This is a genomic window from Acinetobacter sp. YH12138, assembly GCF_015218525.1.
In the GTDB taxonomy this organism is placed as follows: domain Bacteria; phylum Pseudomonadota; class Gammaproteobacteria; order Pseudomonadales; family Moraxellaceae; genus Acinetobacter; species Acinetobacter amyesii.
On sequence record NZ_CP048670.1, the window covers coordinates 2,172,505 to 2,195,143 of the forward strand.

The following is a 22,639-nucleotide window of genomic DNA, read 5'->3' on the forward strand; positions in this document are numbered from 1 at the left end:
AATGGCACTTCGGATGTTACTGCGTATTATTAGCTAATAATACCTGTCGTTTTTTGAATTTTTATGCTTCGCTCTATAAAAAAGCCCCGCTTTCGCGAGGCTTTTGACATCTTAATTCAACAGCACATTATGCGTCGAATGGATGACGTAATACGATTGTTTCATCACGGTCTGGACCAGTTGAAATGATGTCGATTGGACATTCAATCAATTGCTCTAAACGTTTCACGTAGTTAATTGCATTTTGTGGCAATTGATCTAGTGATTTCGCACCGAAAGTAGACTCAGACCAACCTGGCATAGTTTCATAGATTGGTTTTAAAGTTTCAAATGCAAGCGCATCAGAAGAACCTACACAACCAGAATCAGCTGCTTCGTAACCTACACAAATTTTCACTTCTTCTAAACCATCTAGAACGTCTAGTTTAGTTAAGCAAATACCAGAAAGTGAGTTTACTTCTACTGAGCGACGTAGAATTTCAGCATCGAACCAACCACAACGACGTTGACGGCCAGTAGACGCACCAAACTCAGAACCGACAGTACCCAAGTGTTTACCGATCGCATCACCAACATCGTTAGCAGCATCATAAACAAGTTCAGTTGGGAACGGACCAGCACCTACACGAGTTGTGTAAGCTTTAGTGATACCCAATACATAGTCAAGGTGCAATGGCCCAAGACCTGAACCAGAGCTTACGCCACCAGCAGTTGTGTTTGAAGAAGTAACATACGGGTATGTACCGTGATCAACGTCAAGAAGTGAACCTTGCGCGCCTTCAAACATGATTTTCTTACCTGCTTTACGGTAAGCATGAAGTTCGCCAGTCACGTCCATCACCATAGGTTCGATGACTTTACGCCATTCGTCACATAGAGCGATTACATCTTCAACTTTAATGGCTTCAACACCGAAGAATTGAGTCAATTGGAAGTTATGGTATTCAAGAAGCTCTTCTAGTTGAGCTTTAAGATGAGCACCACCACGAACCAAGTCAGCAACACGGATTGCACGACGAGCCACTTTGTCTTCGTATGCAGGACCGATACCACGACCTGTTGTACCAATTTTCGCATTGCCACGTTTTTTCTCACGTGCTTGGTCAAGGGCGATATGGTGTGGAAGGATCAACGGACAGTTTGGAGAAATACGTAGACGTTCACGTACAGGCACGCCTTCTTTTTCTAAAACTTCCATTTCGTGGATTAAAGCTTCAGGTGATAAAACAACACCATTACCAATTAAGCACAATACGTTGTCACGTAAAATACCAGATGGAATGAGGTGTAAAACAGTTTTCTTACCACCAACCACAAGTGTATGACCTGCGTTGTGTCCGCCTTGATAGCGAACTACCGCAGCCGCTTGATCTGTGAGCAGGTCGACGATCTTACCTTTACCTTCGTCGCCCCATTGGGTACCAAGTACCACAACATTCTTGCCCATAATAGCCTCATTGCATCATGCTGTTAAAATTGGAAAAAACGTGTGTGCCCGCAGGCACGTTCGCGATTAAATTTGTTTGATTGTCCACTCGCCATTTGCATTCATCAACTGGTGCGTTGCATAAGGTGCTGAGCTTAAATCATCATTACCTAACAATTGAACAACACTGAATCCTTCGGTACGTGCTGCCTCAATTGCCTTTAATAAATCTGCTTCGATGCCTTTTGGTGCAACCAAAACTTGGCTTTTCTGAACTTGACCAGCAGTTAATGCATATAAGTCACAAGAGAAACCTGTTGCTGGACGCGCACGGCCGAAGTGTTCACCAATACCGTCATAACGGCCACCTTGAGCCAATGGTGCAGCGCGGTTTGGTACATATACGGCATACATTAAACCAGTGTGATAGTGATATGAACGAAGTTCAACCACATCAATACCAATGTGTAAGTCTGGCCAACGTGCTTGGATTGCCGCTTGAGTCGATTTCACTGCATCAAAAGCCAGTTTAAATGCTTCATTTGCCAATACATCAGCCGTTAAATTGGCTTGCAATGCATCTAAGTCACTTGCAAAACGACCTAAAGTATAGAAGTCAGCACCATTTGGAATGCTTTGTGTGAATTCAGCAAGTTCAGGTAAAGCTTTACGTTGATACAAGTCAGATAACTGATGTTCAACCGCTTTGCTCAAGCCAGCTTGTTTCACCATGCTGCGGAATAAACCGACATGCCCTAAATCAAGATGGATACCATCTGCATGACCTGCTTTAGCAAGCAAGTTGATCATGACATCAATCAATTCAACGTCAGCATCAATGCTGTCTGAACCAAATAATTCTGCACCTAACTGTAAAGGTGCACGTGTGGTATTAAAACCCTGTGGCTTAGTATGTAGTACTGTACCAGCGTAGCAATAACGAGCTACACCTTCGACAGGATGTACATGCGCATCAATACGAGCCACTTGTGGTGTCATATCGGCACGCACACCAAGCAAACGACCTGAAAGTTGATCGATCACTTTAAAAGTGGCTAAGTCTAAATCTTGATTCGATTCTGAAAGAGAAGATAGAGATTCGATGTATTCAATGAATGGCGTGTACACCAACTGATAACCTCGAGATGCGAGGAAATCTAATGCTTCACGACGCAAAGATTCAATCACTTGCGCCTGTTCTGGCAGTACATCAGCTACACCATCAGGTAATAACCATGTCTCTGAAATGGGCATGTTGTAAACCTAAATTCTTGTCAGCGCGGAACAAATCCGCATAAAAAAATCGGGAGCACACCCGATTTCTCCTAGTTTAGCACGATAGTTTTACGCTTGCACACGACTTTTTCATAAAAGATGCTTCAGCATTCATTACTTCATCTACAGCTTTAACTCTTACAACTAAATCCATGTTTATGCTTATATTTTAAAATTCTGTGAACGTTATTTTTTTAACCATTTGATAAAAAATAATAAGCATCCTACTTTCTATAGATGAAGTTTTAAACAAAGTTATAAAATATGATCAGGCTCAATAACTTAATTTAAGACACGAACATCAATCCAATGGAAGCGCTGTAGTTTGTTTAACGGCCTGTAACGGTATCTCTGTTTTTACATTTTGCACACTGGCAATCTGCGTTAAATGATGAATCTGAAACTTTCGATAGGCTTCTAAATCTGCCACGACGATACGTAAGAAAAAGTCACAATCCCCTGCCATGAGTTGACATTCAACCACCTCAGGCATCGTTTGAATCGCTGCGACAAAATCATTCACGGTTTTTGCATCTTGACCTTTTAGCCAAATCCGCGCAAATACCGTTAAACTTAAATTCATTTTTGACTGATTCAGTAAAGCCACATATTTCTCAATATAGCCTTCATCTTCTAGTTGCCTAACCCGTCTCAAACACGGCGAAGGTGATAAACCAACTAGTTGAGCCAATTCATTATTTTGTAGTTTTCCATTTTGCTGTAATGCTTGCAAAATGCGTTTATCTATCTGATCCATCAATAAAGGCACTAAATTTCACAATAATCTTTATTTTAGCAATTTTATTGCACAATAAAAGCAATCTTCCATAAAATAGCTGCAAAATGCTGCTCAGATATCCATAAAATATTGCTTTCGATCTCGCTTCATGGAAAACGTCATGTTGATGTTTAGACAAAGTACACTCAATCACACCCACTCACAGCATTCTATTGAGTTTAAACGCGGTCTAAAAACATCTATTCCAATGCTGCTGGGCATTATTCCTTTTGCATTAGTTTTGGGTGCTCAGGCAACACATAAAGGCTTTTCTAGTTTAGAAGTTCCGCTTTTGACTGGCCTTAACTTTGCCGGTGGTTCTGAATTTGCCATTTTGGAAGTTTGGACCAATCCCCCTAATATTCTCATGCTGATGTTTATTACGTTTTTAGTGAATAGTCGGCACCTATTAATGGGGGCGAGCCTTGTCCCGTATTTACGACATCTACCGAATCGTAAGGTTTATACCGCTTTATTTTTTATGTGCGATGAAAGTTGGGCTGTGGGTTTGGCTGATGCGCAAAAAAAATCTAATGTTTTGGGAATTCAGCGCGCCTTTAGTTTGATGTTCTATGCAGGCTTATGCTGTGCTCTATATTTGATGTGGGTTGGCTTTACCACGCTAGGGGCAATGATCGGGCCGATACTTGGCGATATTAGTCGACTTGGTTTTGATATGGCCTTCCCTGCTGTATTTCTTGTTTTACTGCGTGGCATGTGGAAAGGCTTTAAAGCGGCGCGTCCATGGCTGGTCAGTTTGATTGCCGCATCTTTGGCTTACTTGTATCTCCCTGCGGGCTGGTATGTTCCGATTGGCACAGTTACTGGCATTGCTTCTGCATTTTTCCTAATTGGAGATGATGCATGATCCACACTAGCACCCTGATCGCGATTCTATTTATAGCCTTAACCACTTACCTGACCCGCATCTTGGGTTATATGTTACTGAAAAACCGTAGCCTCACCAACAAACAACGTCAAATTATGGAAGTTGTCCCCGGCTGTGTGTTGATATCAGTGATTGCGCCCTATTTTGTCAAAAATAATCCTGCCGATCTGATTGCGATAGCCATTACCCTATTTGCAGCATCACGTTTTTCGTTATTGCCTACCGTTGTGATTAGCATGCTTTCAGCAGCAGTATTAAGACAAATTTTGATTTAACTAAGTAATACGCGATCATGTTTTGAATAACGAAAGAACTACGATTTAAACCCAATGATGATGAATATTAGGAATCATCTTATTGGATAAAAAATACCCATACCTTGAGATCACATGCTTCATGCAGATATCGAGGTGTGGGCAGTCTTTTGTATTTTTCGATTAACTTTGATCAGTCTTGACCACTTTTGCCAAAAGGTTCACCAACTCTGCATTTTGCAATTCAACTTGTTGTAATTTATGAGCGGTCTGATCTAGAACTTCTTGCTGGATATGCATTTTCTTTGCAAGGTCTTGCATAATTTCCAAGGTCTTTTTCAGGTTGGCTTCTAGATGCACCACTTTTTCTTCAAGTGGCAAGGTTTCATGCGCGGTAGATTGCGATACGTCACGATTAAACTGTAGCCAAATTAAAAATATAACCGCCAGCGCCAATAATAAAATAAATCCCCAAAGTAACATCAACATCATGCTCAATACTCTTTATATATTTCTTTGACTTTCATCTTAAACAATAAATTGGCTGTGCTTGAATATTTTTTAAAGTTTTTCAATATTTTTGAGCAATATGTAGGTCATTAAGCATGATTTTTCATCTAATTTTAGAAAATAAAAAACACCTACAGGCTAGTAGATGTTTTTACATTGGATATGTTTGAATTTTTATAGGGAATGAAAACTTTCACATAAATCGAGCAAGCGGTTCGCATAACCCCATTCATTGTCATACCATGCGAAAACTTTTGCTTGTTTTCCTACCACCATGGTTTGATTCAAATCGACAATCAATGAATAAGGTGAATGATTAAAATCACTTGAGACCAAAGGTTCATCGGTTACTGACATAATTTCATGATAATCAAAACGTGCAGCTTTGCTTAACACTGCATTTAACGCATGCTTGGTGATAAGCGATTGGGACACAAAACTTAAATCGATTGCAGCGACATTGATCGTCGGTACACGAATCGAATAGCCATCGATTCGATCTTCCATTTTCGGCATGACCCGTTTCAATGCCCCTAGAGCTGAAGACGTCGTTGGAATAATATTTTGACCCGAAGCTCGGGCACGACGTAAGTCACGATGTGCATGATCCAATACAGATTGATCCGCAGTCACAGCATGAATTTCTGTCATAAGTGCGGTGTCTATACCAAAGGCATCATCAATAATTTTGACTAAAGGTACCAAAGCCTGCGTGGTACAAGACACACTCGAAATAATTTGATCCGTCGCTTTTACTTCACGATGATTAACACCATAGACAATCGCAGCATCAACACTGTCAAACGGCGCCGCACCAATTATCACACGTTTGGCACCTGCACCAATATGTTGTGTGGCTGCCTCTCGCGATCTAAATAAACCTGTGCATTCGAGTACCACATCGACATTCAGTTGCTGCCAAGGCAAAAGACTCGGCTGTGCTTCATTTAAAACTTGCACTTTGAGATGCGCTTGAGCACAAGAGATATCTAGAAAAATAGCGCCATCTTGCTCAAGAATTTCGACTTGGCCTGCAAAACGACCATGCGTGGTGTCATATTTAAACAAATGCACCATGGTTTCCACATCAGCGACATCATTTATGGCAACAATTTCATAATGAAATTCTTTTGGATTTTCAAACCAAGCGCGTAATACATTGCGTCCGATTCGACCAAATCCATTAATTGCCACTCGCTGCATGACCAATCCTTCGTTTTGAAACAAAAATAAAGCATCTATATGTTAATGGATTTCAACATGAAAACGTTATCATTTATTCGTTTAATGCTTATTGGGCTTTATTTTTATAAAACTTTAGCACCTGTATAGATCCAAATATTAGCTTCACTAGAAATGTACAGCACCAAGATCAAGTTCAATCACTCTTAATAAAATGGATGCAAACATGCAATTTTCCCAATGAACTGAAAAATATAAATGCAAAACACCTTCATGTAGACCATTCATCAACATGTTGAATTTGAACTTTTAAAACTTTTCAAGACATATAAATAAAACGCCGCAACAGTACGCTCACTAGATTAATCAATGAATACTTTCAGCGTTCCAAAGGTTTAAAAATCTAAAAATATAGGTGCCAAATTTAAAACATATAAAAAGTCATAGAGATAGCCGAAAATCATTGGTCACTACACCTTTTTCCGTTATAATTTAGCGTTTTTAAATTTTATGTCAGCATCTCAAGCTAGCTTTAAAATTTTGTAAGACTTGCTTGATAGGCTATTACCAAATCGAAATTAGGAGAGACTTGGTTGTGAGTACTCGTTTTATGACATCAGCTGAAATTCGCGAAGCTTTTTTAAGCTACTTTGAATCGCAAGGGCATACACGTGTCGCGTCGAGTTCTCTGGTACCTGCCAACGACCCAACACTATTGTTCACAAATGCTGGTATGAACCAGTTTAAAGACTGCTTCCTCGGTCTTGAAAAACGTGACTACGTTCGTGCTACATCTTCACAAAAATGTGTCCGTGCCGGCGGTAAACACAACGACCTAGACAACGTTGGTTATACAGCACGTCACCACACGTTCTTTGAAATGTTGGGTAACTTCTCATTTGGTGACTACTTCAAACGTGATGCCATCACATTTGCTTGGGATTTCTTAACCAACGAAAAATGGTTAGGTCTGCCAAAAGATAAACTATATGCCACTGTTTACCATACAGATGACGAAGCATTTGATATCTGGAACAAAGAAATTGGTCTAGACGCTTCACGCATTATCCGTATCGGTGACAACAAAGGCGAAAAATACGCTTCAGATAACTTCTGGGCAATGGGCGATACAGGTCCTTGCGGTCCATGTTCTGAAATCTTCTTTGACCATGGTGACCACATTTGGGGCGGCTTACCGGGCACTCCTGAAGAAGATGGCGATCGTTTCATCGAAATTTGGAACAACGTATTCATGCAGTTCAACCGTACTGCTGATGGTGTGCTGCATGCCCTTCCTGCACCTTCTGTAGATACAGGTATGGGCCTTGAGCGTATTTCTGCAGTTTTACAGCATGTAAACTCAAACTACGAAATCGATCTATTCCAAAACCTACTTAAAGCTGCTGCTGAAATCATTGGTTTAGATACCACTGAACTTGAAGCAAAAGCTCAAGCAGAAAACAAACCAGTTGAATACCCTGCTTCACTTAAAGTTGTGGCTGACCATGCACGTTCTTGCTGCTTCTTGATTGCAGACGGTGTTAACCCTTCTAATGAAGGCCGCGGCTATGTACTTCGCCGTATTATCCGTCGTGCAGTACGTCATGGTAACAAATTGGGTGCAACAGGTTCATTCTTCTACAAAATGTTGCAGCCGCTGATCGACGTGATGGGCGCTGCTTATCCTGAGCTTGCTGCACAGCAAGCACGTATCGAAGCACAGCTTTTGAAAGAAGAAGAACAATTCGCAAAAACTTTAGAGCAAGGTTTGAAATTGCTTGAAGGCGAATTGGCTCAACTTAAAGGTTCAGTGATTCCAGGCGAAACTGTATTTAAACTTTACGATACTTACGGCTTCCCGACTGACTTAACAGCAGACATTGCACGTGAACGTGATTTAACCATTGACGAAGCTGGTTTCGAAGTCGAAATGGCGGCTCAACGTCAACGTGCGCGTGATGCTGGTAAATTTGCTGTCGACTACAACTCAATTGTCAAAGTTGAAGGCGAGACTCAATTTGACGGCTATGACGCAACTCAAGGCCAAGGTCAAATTGTTGCAATCTACAAAGACGGCGAACAAGTTGATGAAGTTTTTGAAGGTGACGAAGCACTAATCGTTCTAAACCAAACTCCTTTCTATGCAGAAAGTGGCGGTCAAGTTGGCGATACAGGTATCTTCAAAAACGAAACTGGTATTTTTGAAGTTCAAGACACCAAAAAATCAGGCGGCGCTTTTGTACACCAAGGCATCGTGACCATGGGTAACTTAAAAGCAGCTCAAGCAGTTGAGGCTATTGTTAAAGCGGATATCCGTGAAGCAACTTCACGCAACCACTCTGCAACTCACCTATTACATGCAGCACTTCGCCAAGTTTTAGGTACGCACGTACAGCAAAAAGGTTCATTGGTTGCAAGCGAACTTTTACGTTTTGACTTTGCTAATGACCAACCTGTTTCATTTGAACAGCTTCAAGAAATTGAACGCATTGTCAATGCCGAAGTGATTGCCAATACTGCTGTTTCAACTGAACTTTTAGACATCGAGGCGGCCAAAGAAAAAGGCGCAATGATGTTGTTCGGTGAGAAATACGGTGACGAAGTACGTGTACTTTCAATGGGTACAACCAAAGATGAGAAAAACTTCTCTATCGAACTTTGTGGTGGTATTCACGTAAAACGCACAGGTGACATCGGCCTATTCAAGATTACATCTGAAGGCGGTGTTGCTGCAGGCGTACGTCGTATTGAAGCCGTTACGGGTACTAAGGCAGTTGAAGCTGCGCAAAAAGCAGATCGTGACATTCATGCAATTAACGACTTGCTGAAAGCGCAAAAAGATCAAACTTTAGAAAAAGTTGAAGCTTTGTCTCACACAGCATCTAGCTTGCAAAAACAAATTGAACAATTGAACCAAAAATTGGCAAGCTTCCAAGCCGCTGAGTTATTGAGTCAAGTTCAAGAGATTGCTGGCCGTAAAACATTAATCACCACGGTTCAAGGTGTAGATGCGAAATCACTTCGCAACTTGCACGACGGTGTGAAATCTAAGTTAGACAATGCTGTGATCGTGATCGCAGCGGTTGATGCCGACAAAGTGAGCCTCATTGCTTCGGTTGCTAAAGAATACACTGCTGCTGTAAAAGCAGGTGACATCATCAAACACCTTGGTCAAGAACTTGGCGGTAAAGGTGGTGGTAAACCTGATATGGCTCAAGGTGGTGCGCCTTATAGCGACAAACTTGAAGCGGTAATGACTGACCTCGTTGCATGGTTAGCTGCAAAATAAGACCAAAAGTCCTATAGCTCAAAGTGACTCACCTCCTTTGAGCAAATCAACAGGTTTAAGCAGTGTGTTTTTTAATGCTGGATCCTGCTTAAACACTGTTGATGCGTGAAAGCGCAAACTCAATCATCATGTTGAAACCAATATTCAACCTCTGGCTAAATGATGAAAATGGAGTCTAAAAGGCTGGGTTCATGTGAATCCCCTGCAGACACAAAGTATCTATTTGAACTCCTCCTACCTTGGAGTTCATAAGCTACGTGGTATATTAAAATCGCGCCGAAGTGCGGTCTTAAAATATGTGTAAGTGCTTTAAGTCTTTAGACTTATTTACTTGGTAAGGATAGTTATGGCATTAATCGTTCAAAAATATGGCGGTACCTCAATGGGTACTCCAGAGCGCATTTTAAATGTTGCTCGTCGTGTAAAGCGTTGGCATGATCACGGTCACAAAGTTGTGGTTGTTGTATCTGCAATGAGTGGCGAAACCAATCGTCTACTTGCTTTAGCGAAAGCCATTACCGAAACCCCTGATCCACGCGAATTAGACCAAATGGTGTCTACGGGTGAACAGGTAACGATTTCTATGTTAGCAATGGCACTTAACTCTATTGGTGTTGAAGCTAAATCACTTACAGGCCGTCAAGTCGGTATTAAAACCGACAGCGCATTTACCAAGGCGCGTATTGAAGCGATTGATACGGATGTATTGACTTCAAACCTTGACGCTGGACGTGTCATTGTAGTGGCAGGTTTCCAAGGCTTTGATGCCGAAGGTAACACTACGACTCTAGGTCGTGGTGGTTCTGACACTTCGGGTGTTGCATTGGCAGCTGCACTTAAAGCTGATGAATGTCAGATTTACACAGACGTTGATGGTGTTTACACCACTGACCCTCGTGTCGCTCCAAAAGCGAAAAAAGTTGATCGTATTTCTTTTGAAGAAATGCTTGAAATGGCATCACTTGGTTCTAAAGTCCTTCAAATTCGCTCTGTAGAATTTGCCGGTAAATACCAAGTGCCTTTACGCGTATTATCAAGTTTTGATAATGACGATGATGGCGCATTCGACGAAAACTTTAAACAAAACGTCGGGACACTAATCACCACTGAAGCGGAAGACAACATGGAACAACCAATCATCTCAGGTATCGCGTTCAACCGTGATGAAGCTAAATTAACTATTCTTGGTGTACCGGATAAACCAGGTATCGCTTCAAACATCCTTTCACCAATTGGTGATGCCAATGTTGAAGTGGATATGATTATCCAAAACGTTGAAGAAGACGGCACAACTGATTTCACATTTACAGTTAACCGTAGTGAATTATCAAAAGCGAAAGCCATTCTTGAAGCGACTGCACAAGAAATTGGTGCACGTGAAGTTGCAACTCGCGCAGACATCGTAAAAGTATCGATTGTTGGTGTTGGTATGCGCTCACACGCAGGTGTTGCAAGCAAAATGTTTACTGCTCTTGCAAAAGAAGGCATTAATATTTTGATGATTTCGACTTCTGAAATCAAAATTTCAGTGATTATTGATGAGAAATACTTAGAGCTTGCTGTACGTGCTCTACACACTGCATTCGGTCTAGACCGTGAAACAGGTGAATCAAGCGCACGTGCTTAATTAACCTTGCTGTGTGTCAAAATTTGTCATTGTTAGACAGATTTTGAAAAACATCGTAAAAATTCAGAGCCACTATAGTTTTTTTTATAGTGGCTCTGTTATATTAAACCTGAGGATTTTAAAATTTACTCAGTTTGCGACTGTCACAATGATTGTTTCAGATGCACTGCTAAATTTTTTGCTTTTACAAGTTATGAATTTTACATAACAGATCATTTGCAGGTTTTGCATTTTGCAAGGAGAGAAACATGCTGATTCTGACTCGTCGTGTCGGAGAAACATTAATGATTGGAGACCAAGTTAGCGTGACTGTACTTGGTGTTAAAGGTAATCAGGTTCGTATTGGCGTGAATGCTCCAAAAGAAGTATCTGTTCATCGTGAAGAAATTTACCAACGAATTCAACATGAACGCGCAATGCACGAACATCTCCAAAACATTGATCAAGAATATCAGCCATCTTTTGAAGAAACTGATTATTCCCAAAATAACTATAATCGCTAAGATTTAAGTTGTTTAAATCATAAAGCGGCTCATTAGGCCGCTTTAAATTTATCTAGAACATGCTTTTACTATAGACGTTCAACTAAGCTTTATTACTGCCCTTCTAGAACTTTACGTACGGGACCAAAACTGCGGCGATGTTCATCAATCACCCCATACTGCGCAATTGCTTCAAAGTGTGCTTTGGTTGGATAGCCCTTGTGTTTTGCAAAACCATACTGTGGATATTTTGCATCTAGCTCAACCATTTCGTGGTCTCGAGTCACTTTTGCCAAAATACTCGCAGCCGAAATTTCAGGATGAATCGCATCACCGCCCACGATTGCATCACAGCTCATTGCTAAACCGGTTGGGACTTTATTACCATCGACCAACACGTGTTCTGGCTGTACATTGAGTTTTTCCACTGCACGACGCATTGCAAGTAATGATGCTTGCAAAATATTGATCTCATCAATTTCTTGTGCAGAACTTTCAGCAATCGCCCAAGCCAAGGCTTTTTCTTGAATCTCAATAAATAACTTTTCACGTTTTTTTTCAGTGAGTTTTTTAGAATCGTTTAAACCTTCAATCGGGTTATTTGGATCTAAAATGACAGCTGCCGCAACAACCGAACCCACCAATGGACCGCGACCCGCTTCATCTGCACCAGCAATTTTCATATATCTCTCACTCAAAATAAAATACGACCCTTAATTTGGATTTACTGATACTCAGCAAAACCATTGTCAGGGTCGTATAAAATGTTCTAAATCTTAGTTTTTAAATGTTTCAATCACGCAAGCATTTAAAGTATTTGTCACGATTTTAGCCGCAAGATTTGCTTGTGAAGTTTTATCCATTGCTGCTACAACCAAATCCGTTGCAGTCACGCTAGTTGTCGCTTTCTCGCCTACACATGAACACACTTCAGTTTGTAGTTCAGATTTTTGAGTTTCTGTTAATAATTTTGAACCTGTTTTCCAGTAGCTGTTGTTATTAAGCTCAGTCACGCATTTCGCTTGAACACCCACTTTAACCGCCATCATTGCCAAGCTGTTTGCTGAAGTTGTACCTGTAGAACTTGTACCTGTTGTACCAGTCGCAGCACATGCAGAAAGAACAAGCGCTAATGGCGCTAGAACAGCAACTAATTTTTTCACGAATATTTCCTTTGTTCTGTTAATTAACGCGCATATTGTGCCCCAAATCACACACCATCCGATATGACTATTTAAAATAAATTCGGTAATTGTGTAGTTAATCATCAAAGCCTGTGTTGCATATTCACAACACAGTGTCCCGATTTTAAACGACGCATATTTTTGTGGTCTGTATTAGAATCTGCATAAGATTGAACGCTTAAATAATCAACATGAGCAATAACACACAATACTACACTCGAACAGCTCAGGTCTTACATTGGCTGATGGCGATCATATTCATCGTGGCATGGTTAATTGGCTTTTATAGTGGCAATTTTCTGAGTTATGACGTCGATGGTAGCTTTAAAGGACAAGTCATTACCCTCCATAAAAATATTGCGACTACGATTATTTTTTTGGTGGTGATACGAATCTTTTGGCGCTATATCCACCCCGCTCCAGATTTACCTGACAACATGTCCTCCGGCATGAAAACTTTGGCACATTTGGGTCATTTAGCACTTTATTTTGTACTACTGGCTTTACCGATTACAGGTTGCTTATTCAGTTGGAGTGCAGGTCACCCGGCCCCTGTCTTGTATTTGTTTGAAATTCCACGCTTGGTCCAAGATAATCCTGAATTACTTGCCATCGTGAAACCGCTACATATTTGGATTTCTTGGGCAGCAGGCTTGCTCTTAGTCGGTCATATTTTGGCAGCACTGAAACATCATTTTATTGATAAAGACCATGTGCTCAAAAGCATGACACGACAACCAAAACCCTAATAAAGACAAAATAAAAGCCACATCATGTGGCTTTTATTTTGAGCATCATCTTTTAATTCAGCACTTGCTGAGCACAGCCGCGCATACTATTCAAAACCGCTTTAGATATCAGTTTATTCTTTTCAGTTTCATTCACTGCAGCAGTCATCAGATCTTTTGCACCGATATCATCCATAGCATGCTCACTCACGCACTGACAAATCGCAGCTTGATTGTCTTTTTTCTGTTGAGCACTCATAAACAACGCAGCACCTTTCCAAATTTTAGAACTATTTAACTCTTGCGAGCATTGATATTCAATCACAGGCTTTAGCATACGCTGACTTAAACTTGATTTATCTGCACTAGCAGCGGATGAAATCAATACTGCGGCTAAAAATGTAATCGATGAGGCAAATATAGAGCGATTTGAATGAGAGAAAAGCATGATTTAAACATAAAAAAGGCAGTGAATATTCACTGCCTGAGATTATACGCTGATTATTAATTCAACGCTTCAATCTTTTTAATCCAAGTTTGTTTTTCCGCATCTGAAATAAATGATGCTTCAAAAGAGTTAATTGCCAGTTGCTTTAACTCTGCATTGCTTAAATCAAGTGCTTTGGTGATCGCAATAAAGTTATCATTCATATAGCCACCAAAATAAGATGGATCATCTGAATTGACGGTCACATGCACACCTTGTTGCAATAGTCGGCGAATATTATGATCAACCATATCATTCACCACACAAAGTTTTAAATTACTCAGCGGGCAAACTGTTAATGGCATTTTCTCTGCAATTAAACGCTGCATTAAGACAGGATCTTCTTCTGAACGTACACCATGGTCAACACGATTTACTTTCAGTAGATCCAAGGCTTCCCATACGTATTCTGCTGGACCTTCTTCCCCTGCATGCGCAACAATAAGAAAACCTGCTTCACGTGCTTTGGCAAAAACACGTTCGAATTTTGATGGTGGATGACCCACTTCACTCGAATCTAAACCGACACCAATAATTTGATCTTTATATGGTAAAGCTTGTTCTAATGTTGCAAATGCTGCGTCTTCAGATAAATGACGTAAGAAACACATAATCAGATGTGAGCTAATGCCCAGTTTTACTTTGGCATCATCACAAGCGTGTTGTAAGCCATTCAAGACAGTTTCAAAAGCAATCCCACGATCTGTATGAGTTTGTGGGTCGAAGAACATTTCAGTATGAACCACATGATCTTCTGCACATTTTTCTAAATATGCCCATGCTAAATCATAAAAATCTTGCTCATGAATCAGTACATTTGCACCTGCATAATAAATATCTAAAAAAGACTGTAAATTATGAAAATTATACGCTTCTTTTAATTCTTCGACTGATTGATAAGGGATTGCAATATTGTTGCGTTGGGCAATTGCAAACATGAGTTCAGGCTCAAATGTCCCTTCAATATGCACATGTAACTCTGCTTTTGGCAAAGCGCGAATCAGCTCAAGTTGATCCATCTTTTATCCTCATAAAAATAAAAAAGGGTGCAAACTGAGTTTACACCCTTTCGCTATTTGACAGTATTAACCGCCAAATGCAGCAAATTTTAATGCCCAAAGTGCAGCAATAATCCAGACCATATACGGTACAGTTTTCGCTTTACCTGTGAGCAATTTAACTAATGCATAGCTGATGAAGCCCATTGCAATACCGTCTGCAATTGAATAGGTAAACGGCATAAATACAATTGTTAAGAATGCAGGGACTGCTTCAGTAATATCATCCCACTCAATATGAACGATACCTTGAATCATCAACACACCAACAAACAACAATGCTGGCGCAGTTGCAAAACCTGGTACTGACTGAGCAAGTGGTGCTAAGAACAATGCCAAAATAAACAATACAGCAACTACAACTGCAGTTAAACCTGTACGACCACCGGCAGCAACACCTGCTGATGATTCAATATAAGGCGTAGTTGATGACGTACCCAATGCCGCACCCGCAACAATTGCAGATGAGTCAGCAAATAATGCTTTCTTCAAACGTGGTAATTTACCGTCTTTTAATAAACCTGCACGGTGTGATACACCGACCAATGTACCTGTAGAATCAAATAAATCGACCAAGAAGAATACAAAGATCACGCCAATCAAACTTGCGGTGAATAGACCTTCGAAGTTCATTTGCATGAATGTTGGAGCGATTGAAGGAATAGCACCCACAACACCTTTAAATTCGTTGAAGCCCAGCAGGGTTGAAATTGCAGTAATCACCAAAATACTGATGATGATTGCACCACGTACTTTGAAGTGATGCATAACCACAACCATCAAGAAGCCAAGTAAAGCTAACAAGACAGACGGCTGTTTTAAATCACCCAGACTAACCAGTGTTGCAGGGTTATCAACAATAATGCCGGCATTTTTCAAAGAAACCAGCGCAAGGAATAAACCAATACCGCCACCGATCGCCAGTTTAAGCGACATTGGAATCGCATTGACAATCGCTTCACGGATTTTGAACATGCTGATAGCGATAAAAACAAGGCCAGAGACAAAAACAGCTGCTAAAGCAGTTTGCCATTCCACGCCCATACCCAAACATACAGAATAGGTAAAGTAAGCGTTTAAGCCCATACCGGGTGCTAAGGCAATTGGATAGTTAGCAACAAGACCCATCACCAAACAGCCAATGGCTGCTGCTAAACAGGTTGCGACAAAAACAGCACCATGATCCATACCCGTTTCGGACAAAATCATTGGATTGACAATAATGATGTAACACATTGTCAAAAAAGTAGTTACACCTGCAATGACTTCTGTTTTGAAACTGGTTTTGTTTTCGCTCAGTTTAAACAGACGTTCAAGCATGTTCTCGGAAGATGGATTAGGAGTCGTCATGACCTAGCCCCTATGAAGTAAACTTTATGCATATAAGCATTCCACAAAATTAATCATGTGATGTATTCATCATTAATTTTGTGTATGCCTAAGCAACGAATATGCCAATTCGGCAGATTGTAGGCTTTAAAAAATCCTATTTTCAACAGCATACAACACAGTACAAATGTTGAAATTTGCAAACAAAAAAGCTGCATAAACCTATGCAGCTCCTCTATTTATGTCATTTAATTCGTATTTAATATCAATAAATACTGATCAAATTAATTTCGGCAAATTATAACACATTGATTTTTTAATGTTTCCACATTTTCATCGCTTTTCAATTTAGTAAATTTAAGACATTGTTTTATTTATAAAGTTTGAAATTATTATATGTAAAAATAAAATATCAATATTTAGACGAACTCTTCAAGATCATGCTTGAGCTCAATTCAAAAGCAGCAAGATTGATTTTTTTTAGCGCATATAAGGTGATGCGTTCAAATCATCATTGAACACCTGATTAATTTCTTGCTGTCGCTTTAACTCTGCATTTTTATAAACACTAAACCCTAAGAACACAATGCTGAATATAAAAATTGGTATCAGTATTTTTTTCATAACAAAATTTTATTCATGTTTAAATATTTGGCTATAATAACAAAAAACTTAAACAAAAAAGTGATGTATTTCACAATTTTATATCTTATTAAGTTATTTAATAAGCTATTTGTTCGATCAATGTTAACTTTGTAATATATTTTAGACTGATAGACAAGATAATCGCTGAATGTTTTTTTAAATCCTTTTCCTCAAAAAGCCTCACATTGTAAATCATTTCATATACGAAATTTAAAGCACGATCAATTTCACAGGCCCACCGTTACATCCCGAGTGAAGAAGATAAAAAAGCCGCTGACTTAAAAACAGCGGCTATTCATATTTTTTACAGATTCAAAATTTTCAATCTTGAACTTAAGCAGCTTGTTGCTCATCTCGCTTAAAGACCAATTCGCCCTTTAAGCTACTGTCGGCATCGAAATAATAACCATCGGTATTGAACGACTTGATATCTTCAATACGTTCAATTTTATTTTCCAACAAATAACGCGCCATTAGGCCACGTGCTTTTTTGGCATAGAAGCTGATGACTTTATATTTGCCGTTCTTTTGATCGAGAAAAACAGGCTTGATGATTTCGGCTTTGATTTTTGATTCTTTGACCGACTTATAGTATTCATCTGAAGCAATGTTGACCAAAAGTTCAGAGCCGGCTTTTTCCAAATCGTCATTGATGAGATTGGTGATGGTATTGTCCCAAAACTCGTATAGGTTATGTCCACGTGGATTTTGCAGCTTGGTCCCCATCTCTAAACGATATGGCATCATTAAATCAAGCGGACGCAATAAACCATAGAGACCCGAGAGCATACGCAAATGGGTTTGTGCATATTCAAGGTCTGAGTTTGTAAGTTTATAAGCATCTAAACCGGTATATACATCACCTTTAAAGGCAAAGATTGCTTGGCGTGCATTGGCAAAATCAAAATCAGGCTGCCAATCTCGGAAGCGCTCAACATTTAAAGTCGCAATTTTCTCACTGACACTCATCAAGCTTGAAATTTCACTTACCGACAATTTACGTGCGACTGAGATTAAATCTTCAGAATGATCTAATAGCCGTGGTTGAGTGAATTTTTCAGTCGGTAAAGCGGTTTCGTAATCTAAAGTTTTTGCTGGAGAAATTAAAGCGAGCATAAACATCCTGATTAATTTTTAATTAAACAAACTATAACAGTAGAGTATTTTCAAATCCAATCTGTGTTTTTGATAAACATAATCTGTAAACTATGCGACTCTCCCGCTTTCACATTTTAGTCATTATGTCAGAACAACTGTTCATTCAAGGGCCTGTTGGTCAGCTTGAAATTTTTGTTGATTATCCACAGGGTGAAGTGAAAGGATTCGCGGTAGTTACACACCCTCACCCATTGCAAGGTGGCACACCACAGCACAAAGTACCTGTGCTTTTAGCGCAAATGTTCTTAGAACGTGGCTATGTTGTCTATCGCCCAAGTTTCCGCGGCTCTGGCCAAAGTGCAGGAATACATGACGAAGGCAATGGTGAAACCAAAGATACTATGCAAGTCATTGAATTTGCTCGCAACCAACATCCGAAACTGCCATTTTATGCAGGCGGTTTTAGTTTCGGTGCAAATGTCATGACTAAATGCTATGCCCTATTGCCAGTGGAGTTACAGCCTGTACAGACTATTTTATGCGGCTTACCAACCACAACAGTTGCAGGTGTACGTCACTATGTGACACCGCATATTAAGGGTGATATTTTATTTATTCATGGTGAAGAAGATAATGTCACACTGTTATCTGACTTGATTCAGTGGGCCAAACCACAGCGCCATTTAATCACGGTTTTACCAGGTGCAAACCACTTCTTTACAGGTTATCTCAAACAGCTTCGTATCGCGATCTCACGCTTTTTAGTATAAAAAATACAAAAAAAATGAGTCAGCTTAACTGGCTCATTTTTCTTGCCTAGCGAACGCTCTATCCCCCCAATATTCCAGATAAACTGAACTACTCGCTTGTCGAGTTATCCATTTTTTTGCATTAGTGATCACAATTCGTTCAACATGTAATGACTTAAGCCTATGCTCGTTTAATTTTGATTACGCCTCAATTTTTTATCTAAAAACCAATTATTTACTTGTTTAAATAATCAACTACAGAAATAATACCCAGAAAAATTAAGATAAAATTTAGAGGGAAAAATGAAATTTATTGTTGCTGTGATTTTAAGTCTAAGCATTGCAGCTTTGGTTTATTATTTTAATTCAACCCCATCCACAACGACAAATTTGCCAGCGTCTACGGTTGCTGTGAACGATGGTCCCAAAGCCTATTTGACTGCATCATACAAGATGAATGTCGATGGTCGTGATTTTAGCTTAAAGATGGTCTATGACTTTCCCAACAGCCAAGTGTGTGAAGCCCAACTCAACACCACTGACACCATGAATATGATTTCAACCTTTAAGCAACGCTGTTCGAGTGACTCGGTATGTAAAGAAGCAGATATTTCGTCTTGTTCATCTTTTACCGATCAAAAATATAAAGATATGCTCGATAAAAACTATCATGACACCCATTATATTTATTTAAGCGATAGCAAATTGACTGATCAACGTGGTGTGATCGTGTTTTGGGGACTCAATGAACAAGAGTCAGAAAAAATGTGTGACTATGTGAAAAAGAGCAATCGAACTATTAATCCTATCAATATTGAATGTCTATAACGTTGTTCGATACATTCCGTTAAAAAATAAAAAAGCAGCACTATGCTGCTTTTTTATAGATGATTTTTAATTCAATTTTTCAGTTCATTTCGTCATTTGTTTCCATTGAAACTCACTATACGAGTCTTCTTCTTTTAAACTGTTTTCGACTGCTTGAGCCAATTGATTCAATAGACTTTGTTCAGTAATACGATCTAACCAATCTTGGTCTTCATCTGGATAAGAGGTAATTTCACAGACTAGACGACCGGATTCATCCTGCCCCTGACATGTCACTGAAAGTGGCAATTCATGCTGATCGACACTGACTGCAATCTGATCACCACTTTGCGATAATGTTTGAAAGCCATATTTCTCAAGCTTACTTGCTAAAAACTCAGCCACTTGAGTTTGAGTATCAGTACTGCTTTCAACTCGATTTGAATCGCTATGGGCGGTGAATTGTAGTTTTCTCATGTATCTATCCAAAGACATTCTTGTTGTATGGTTTTAGCATAAGCAATTAAAACCAAACAGCCAAGCATTTGCTTGGCTGTTGTTGAATAAATATACAAATTTAGTGAATTATTTATTCACTTACCGCAATCGTTAAACCAGCTTGAGTCGCTAGCTCTGTAAATGTTGGGAAACTTGTTGCAACAGTTTCTGTACCCACGATATTAATTTCACCCGAAGTACGTAAACCTGCCATTGAGAAGCTCATTGCAATACGGTGGTCATGATGTGATTCGATTTGACCACCTGTGAAGATTGCACCCCACTCACCCGCTTTGCCTTGACCTTCAATGATGATGCCGTCATGTGTTGGCGTGCAGTCGATACCCATAATTTTTAGGCCATCTGCCATCACTTGAATACGATCCGACTCTTTCACTCGAAGTTCAGCTGCACCAGTCAAAATGGTTTGACCCTCTGCACATGCAGCAGCAATAAATAACGCTGGGAATTCATCAATCGCCAATGGTACTTGATCTTCTGGCATATGAATGCCTTTGAGTGTACGTGAACCACGAATACGAATATCGGCAATCGGCTCACCGCCAGCGATACGTTCATTTTCAACAGTCAGGTCAGCACCCATCTGTTTTAAAATTTCGATCACTCCTGTACGTGTTGGATTAATGCCGACCGCTTCAAGTGTGACATCTGAACCTTCAGTAATCGCTGCACCCACCATAAAGAATGCTGCAGATGAAATGTCAGAGGGTACTTGGATATCCGTACCGACTAACTTGCCACCACCTTGAAGTGAAATGCGGTTGCCTTCTGTTTTCACGTCATAACCAAATGCACGAAGCATACGCTCTGAATGGTCACGTGTCGGTTCTGGCTCAGTGACAACCGTCTCACCTTCCGCCCAAAGACCTGCCAACAAAATACCAGATTTTACTTGTGCAGATGCCATTGGTAAGTCGTAGTGAATACCTTTAAGGTTTTGACCTCCAGAAATAGACACGGGCGGCGTACCACGCTCACCTGTGGTTTGAATTTGCGCACCCATTTCACGTAATGGTTTTGCAATACGTTCCATTGGACGTTTTGATAATGACGCATCACCCGTCATCACCGAATCAAACTTTTGTGCCGACAACATGCCTGAAAGCAAGCGCATGGAAGTGCCTGAGTTCCCCATATACAAAGCGCCTGCAGGTGCTTTTAAACCATGCATGCCTACACCATGAATGGTAACTTCGCCATTTTTAGGGCCTTCAATACTCACACCCATATCGCGGAATGCTTGGAGAGTTGCCAAGGCATCTTCACCTTCAAGGAAACCAGTGACATGCGTTGTGCCTTCTGCAATAGCACCAAACATGATAGAGCGATGTGACACAGATTTATCACCTGGCACAGTAAATTTACCTTGGAATTGCTTTGGACCCGGTAAAATTTTGAATTGCTGTGTCGTCACTTTATTTTTCTCCATCAGTGGTTTCTTTGCGAGCATGTGATTGAAATGTTGGCGTGCCGCTTGTGCATGCCCCAACAGTCCCATCAACGCTTGTGAGTTTTCATCTTCAATCAGTTTGCGAAGAATAGCCAATTGTTTTTCAAAGCCATCCACCGCATTTAAAATTGCCTTTTTATTGGCAAAAAAGATGTCATGCCACATATGTGGGTCGCTTGCAGCAATGCGTGAGAAATCACGAAAACCGCCAGCGGCATAACGGAAAATATCTAAATTGTCTTCTCGGTTCGCAAGTTGCTCAACCAAGTTAAATGCCATCAAATGCGGAAGATGACTGGTATGGGCCAACACTTCATCGTGTTTTTCCACATCCATACAAATTACTTCCGCTTTGGCAGCTTGCCACAATTGAATTAGTTTCTCTACAGCCCAATCTGCACTGCTAGGTAATGGTGTCAAAATCACTTTGTGATTAGCAAATAAATCTACCTTACCTGCATGCACACCTGTTAGTTCAGCCCCAGCAATCGGATGCCCCGGTACAAAACCAGCAGGTAATTGCTCACCATAGACTGCTTTCGCTGCATCAACGACATTGCCTTTGGTACTCCCAACATCGGTAATAATCGTCTGTTCGGATAGATAAGGCTTTATCGCTTCAAGGACTTTTTGTGTCGCACGTACAGGCAAAGCCAAGACAACGAGATCTGCACCTTTGACCGCTTCAGCAGGATCGCTATAACCCTGCTGAATAAGCCCTAAAGCTTTTGCATCTTCTAAAGTTTTTTGTGAACGCGTAGACGCTACAATTTCCTTAGCTAAACCTTCAGCAATCATGACGCGAGCTAGGCTTGAGCCAATCAGCCCAAGCCCAATAAAAGCAACTTTTTCAAATAGTGGCACAGACATGAC

At 40.3% G+C, this 22,639-nt stretch carries 21 protein-coding genes; 8 read left to right on the forward strand and 13 right to left on the reverse strand.

From position 1 onward, the window contains the following. Positions 1-127: 127 nt before the first annotated feature. The 3 genes from G0029_RS10565 to G0029_RS10575 all read right to left on the reverse strand — a co-directional run bounded on the left by G0029_RS10565 (position 128) and on the right by G0029_RS10575 (position 3,458). Positions 128-1,447, reverse strand: coding sequence for an adenylosuccinate synthase (locus G0029_RS10565; RefSeq protein ID WP_180107978.1), 1,320 nt, complete (start codon positions 1,445-1,447; stop codon positions 128-130). A gap of 66 nt (positions 1,448-1,513) precedes the next feature. Continuing rightward, the gene (locus G0029_RS10570; RefSeq protein ID WP_180109816.1) at positions 1,514-2,680 is read right to left on the reverse strand and encodes an ATP phosphoribosyltransferase regulatory subunit; all 1,167 of its coding nucleotides are present in this window, start codon (positions 2,678-2,680) and stop codon (positions 1,514-1,516) included. A 322-nt stretch (positions 2,681-3,002) separates the two neighbouring features. Next, positions 3,003-3,458, reverse strand: coding sequence for an Lrp/AsnC family transcriptional regulator (locus G0029_RS10575; protein WP_180020870.1), 456 nt, complete (start codon positions 3,456-3,458; stop codon positions 3,003-3,005). Positions 3,459-3,600: 142 nt separating this feature from the next. Here G0029_RS10575 and G0029_RS10580 point away from each other — a divergent pair, with 142 nt between their 5' ends. Next, the gene (locus tag G0029_RS10580) at positions 3,601-4,347 is read left to right on the forward strand and encodes an AzlC family ABC transporter permease (RefSeq protein WP_180107976.1); all 747 of its coding nucleotides are present in this window, start codon (positions 3,601-3,603) and stop codon (positions 4,345-4,347) included. Then, the gene (locus tag G0029_RS10585; RefSeq protein ID WP_180107975.1) at positions 4,344-4,643 is read left to right on the forward strand and encodes an AzlD family protein; all 300 of its coding nucleotides are present in this window, start codon (positions 4,344-4,346) and stop codon (positions 4,641-4,643) included. The genes G0029_RS10580 and G0029_RS10585 overlap by 4 nt, the downstream gene beginning before the upstream one ends. A gap of 162 nt (positions 4,644-4,805) precedes the next feature. Here G0029_RS10585 and G0029_RS10590 read toward each other — a convergent pair whose 3' ends face one another. Both G0029_RS10590 and G0029_RS10595 read right to left on the reverse strand, forming a co-directional pair. Beyond that, complete coding sequence (locus G0029_RS10590) at positions 4,806-5,108, reverse strand: hypothetical protein (RefSeq protein WP_180004122.1); 303 nt, start codon at positions 5,106-5,108, stop codon at positions 4,806-4,808. A 198-nt stretch (positions 5,109-5,306) separates the two neighbouring features. Then, positions 5,307-6,335, reverse strand: coding sequence for a type I glyceraldehyde-3-phosphate dehydrogenase (locus tag G0029_RS10595; protein ID WP_180107974.1), 1,029 nt, complete (start codon positions 6,333-6,335; stop codon positions 5,307-5,309). Between the two features lie 574 nt (positions 6,336-6,909). Between G0029_RS10595 and alaS the strand changes: the two genes are divergently transcribed. The 3 genes from alaS to csrA all read left to right on the forward strand — a co-directional run bounded on the left by alaS (position 6,910) and on the right by csrA (position 11,733). Then, positions 6,910-9,603: an alanine--tRNA ligase gene (alaS, locus tag G0029_RS10600; RefSeq protein ID WP_180107973.1), complete on the forward strand. Its 2,694-nt coding sequence runs from the start codon at positions 6,910-6,912 to the stop codon at positions 9,601-9,603. Positions 9,604-9,949: 346 nt separating this feature from the next. After that, positions 9,950-11,230, forward strand: coding sequence for an aspartate kinase (locus G0029_RS10605; protein WP_078194395.1), 1,281 nt, complete (start codon positions 9,950-9,952; stop codon positions 11,228-11,230). A gap of 248 nt (positions 11,231-11,478) precedes the next feature. Then, a complete protein-coding gene (csrA, locus tag G0029_RS10610) occupies positions 11,479-11,733 on the forward strand; it encodes a carbon storage regulator CsrA (RefSeq protein WP_078189080.1) in 255 nt (84 codons plus the stop codon). Positions 11,734-11,825: 92 nt separating this feature from the next. On the opposite strand, the gene rnhB is transcribed toward csrA, so the two are convergent. Together rnhB and G0029_RS10620 are read right to left on the reverse strand one after the other, a co-directional pair. Next, positions 11,826-12,395: a ribonuclease HII gene (rnhB, locus tag G0029_RS10615; RefSeq protein WP_168379347.1), complete on the reverse strand. Its 570-nt coding sequence runs from the start codon at positions 12,393-12,395 to the stop codon at positions 11,826-11,828. A gap of 93 nt (positions 12,396-12,488) precedes the next feature. Continuing rightward, a complete protein-coding gene (locus tag G0029_RS10620) occupies positions 12,489-12,875 on the reverse strand; it encodes a hypothetical protein (RefSeq protein ID WP_168379346.1) in 387 nt (128 codons plus the stop codon). Positions 12,876-13,087: 212 nt separating this feature from the next. Here G0029_RS10620 and G0029_RS10625 point away from each other — a divergent pair, with 212 nt between their 5' ends. Beyond that, positions 13,088-13,645, forward strand: a complete 558-nt coding sequence (locus G0029_RS10625; protein WP_180109815.1) for a cytochrome b — start codon at positions 13,088-13,090, stop codon at positions 13,643-13,645. A gap of 52 nt (positions 13,646-13,697) precedes the next feature. Here G0029_RS10625 and G0029_RS10630 read toward each other — a convergent pair whose 3' ends face one another. The 4 genes from G0029_RS10630 to yaaA all read right to left on the reverse strand — a co-directional run bounded on the left by G0029_RS10630 (position 13,698) and on the right by yaaA (position 18,259). Beyond that, the gene (locus G0029_RS10630) at positions 13,698-14,072 is read right to left on the reverse strand and encodes a hypothetical protein (protein ID WP_111885321.1); all 375 of its coding nucleotides are present in this window, start codon (positions 14,070-14,072) and stop codon (positions 13,698-13,700) included. A 56-nt stretch (positions 14,073-14,128) separates the two neighbouring features. Beyond that, a complete protein-coding gene (locus G0029_RS10635) occupies positions 14,129-15,130 on the reverse strand; it encodes an adenosine deaminase (RefSeq protein ID WP_180109814.1) in 1,002 nt (333 codons plus the stop codon). 66 nt (positions 15,131-15,196) lie between these two features. Beyond that, entirely contained in the window at positions 15,197-16,519 is a 1,323-nt protein-coding gene (locus G0029_RS10640; protein ID WP_111885323.1) for an NCS2 family permease, read from the reverse strand. Positions 16,520-17,476: 957 nt separating this feature from the next. Next, entirely contained in the window at positions 17,477-18,259 is a 783-nt protein-coding gene (gene yaaA, locus G0029_RS10645) for a peroxide stress protein YaaA (RefSeq protein ID WP_180107971.1), read from the reverse strand. Between the two features lie 125 nt (positions 18,260-18,384). Here yaaA and G0029_RS10650 point away from each other — a divergent pair, with 125 nt between their 5' ends. Continuing rightward, a complete protein-coding gene (locus tag G0029_RS10650) occupies positions 18,385-19,011 on the forward strand; it encodes an alpha/beta hydrolase (RefSeq protein WP_180107970.1) in 627 nt (208 codons plus the stop codon). Between the two features lie 282 nt (positions 19,012-19,293). Beyond that, on the forward strand, positions 19,294-19,818 hold the full coding sequence (locus tag G0029_RS10655; RefSeq protein WP_180107969.1) for a hypothetical protein: 525 nt from the start codon (positions 19,294-19,296) through the stop codon (positions 19,816-19,818). Positions 19,819-19,902: 84 nt separating this feature from the next. On the opposite strand, the gene G0029_RS10660 is transcribed toward G0029_RS10655, so the two are convergent. Both G0029_RS10660 and G0029_RS10665 read right to left on the reverse strand, forming a co-directional pair. Next, the gene (locus G0029_RS10660) at positions 19,903-20,274 is read right to left on the reverse strand and encodes a hypothetical protein (protein WP_180074073.1); all 372 of its coding nucleotides are present in this window, start codon (positions 20,272-20,274) and stop codon (positions 19,903-19,905) included. A gap of 112 nt (positions 20,275-20,386) precedes the next feature. Beyond that, the gene (locus G0029_RS10665; RefSeq protein ID WP_180107968.1) at positions 20,387-22,636 is read right to left on the reverse strand and encodes a bifunctional prephenate dehydrogenase/3-phosphoshikimate 1-carboxyvinyltransferase; all 2,250 of its coding nucleotides are present in this window, start codon (positions 22,634-22,636) and stop codon (positions 20,387-20,389) included. Positions 22,637-22,639: the final 3 nt, after the last annotated feature.

Coding starts and splice junctions, on each gene's coding strand:
- G0029_RS10655 (WP_180107969.1), top strand. CDS start 19,294: ATGAAATTTATTGTTGCTGTGATTTTAAGTCTAAGCATTGCAGCTTTG.
- G0029_RS10595 (WP_180107974.1), bottom strand. CDS start 6,335: ATGCAGCGAGTGGCAATTAATGGATTTGGTCGAATCGGACGCAATGTA.
- G0029_RS10665 (WP_180107968.1), bottom strand. CDS start 22,636: ATGTCTGTGCCACTATTTGAAAAAGTTGCTTTTATTGGGCTTGGGCTG.
- rnhB (WP_168379347.1), bottom strand. CDS start 12,395: ATGAAAATTGCTGGTGCAGATGAAGCGGGTCGCGGTCCATTGGTGGGT.
- G0029_RS10570 (WP_180109816.1), bottom strand. CDS start 2,680: ATGCCCATTTCAGAGACATGGTTATTACCTGATGGTGTAGCTGATGTA.
- G0029_RS10625 (WP_180109815.1), top strand. CDS start 13,088: ATGAGCAATAACACACAATACTACACTCGAACAGCTCAGGTCTTACAT.
- G0029_RS10630 (WP_111885321.1), bottom strand. CDS start 14,072: ATGCTTTTCTCTCATTCAAATCGCTCTATATTTGCCTCATCGATTACA.
- G0029_RS10565 (WP_180107978.1), bottom strand. CDS start 1,447: ATGGGCAAGAATGTTGTGGTACTTGGTACCCAATGGGGCGACGAAGGT.
- G0029_RS10605 (WP_078194395.1), top strand. CDS start 9,950: ATGGCATTAATCGTTCAAAAATATGGCGGTACCTCAATGGGTACTCCA.
- yaaA (WP_180107971.1), bottom strand. CDS start 18,259: ATGCTCGCTTTAATTTCTCCAGCAAAAACTTTAGATTACGAAACCGCT.
- G0029_RS10575 (WP_180020870.1), bottom strand. CDS start 3,458: ATGGATCAGATAGATAAACGCATTTTGCAAGCATTACAGCAAAATGGA.
- G0029_RS10585 (WP_180107975.1), top strand. CDS start 4,344: ATGATCCACACTAGCACCCTGATCGCGATTCTATTTATAGCCTTAACC.
- G0029_RS10580 (WP_180107976.1), top strand. CDS start 3,601: ATGTTGATGTTTAGACAAAGTACACTCAATCACACCCACTCACAGCAT.
- G0029_RS10650 (WP_180107970.1), top strand. CDS start 18,385: ATGTCAGAACAACTGTTCATTCAAGGGCCTGTTGGTCAGCTTGAAATT.
- G0029_RS10635 (WP_180109814.1), bottom strand. CDS start 15,130: ATGGATCAACTTGAGCTGATTCGCGCTTTGCCAAAAGCAGAGTTACAT.
- csrA (WP_078189080.1), top strand. CDS start 11,479: ATGCTGATTCTGACTCGTCGTGTCGGAGAAACATTAATGATTGGAGAC.
- G0029_RS10640 (WP_111885323.1), bottom strand. CDS start 16,519: ATGACGACTCCTAATCCATCTTCCGAGAACATGCTTGAACGTCTGTTT.
- G0029_RS10660 (WP_180074073.1), bottom strand. CDS start 20,274: ATGAGAAAACTACAATTCACCGCCCATAGCGATTCAAATCGAGTTGAA.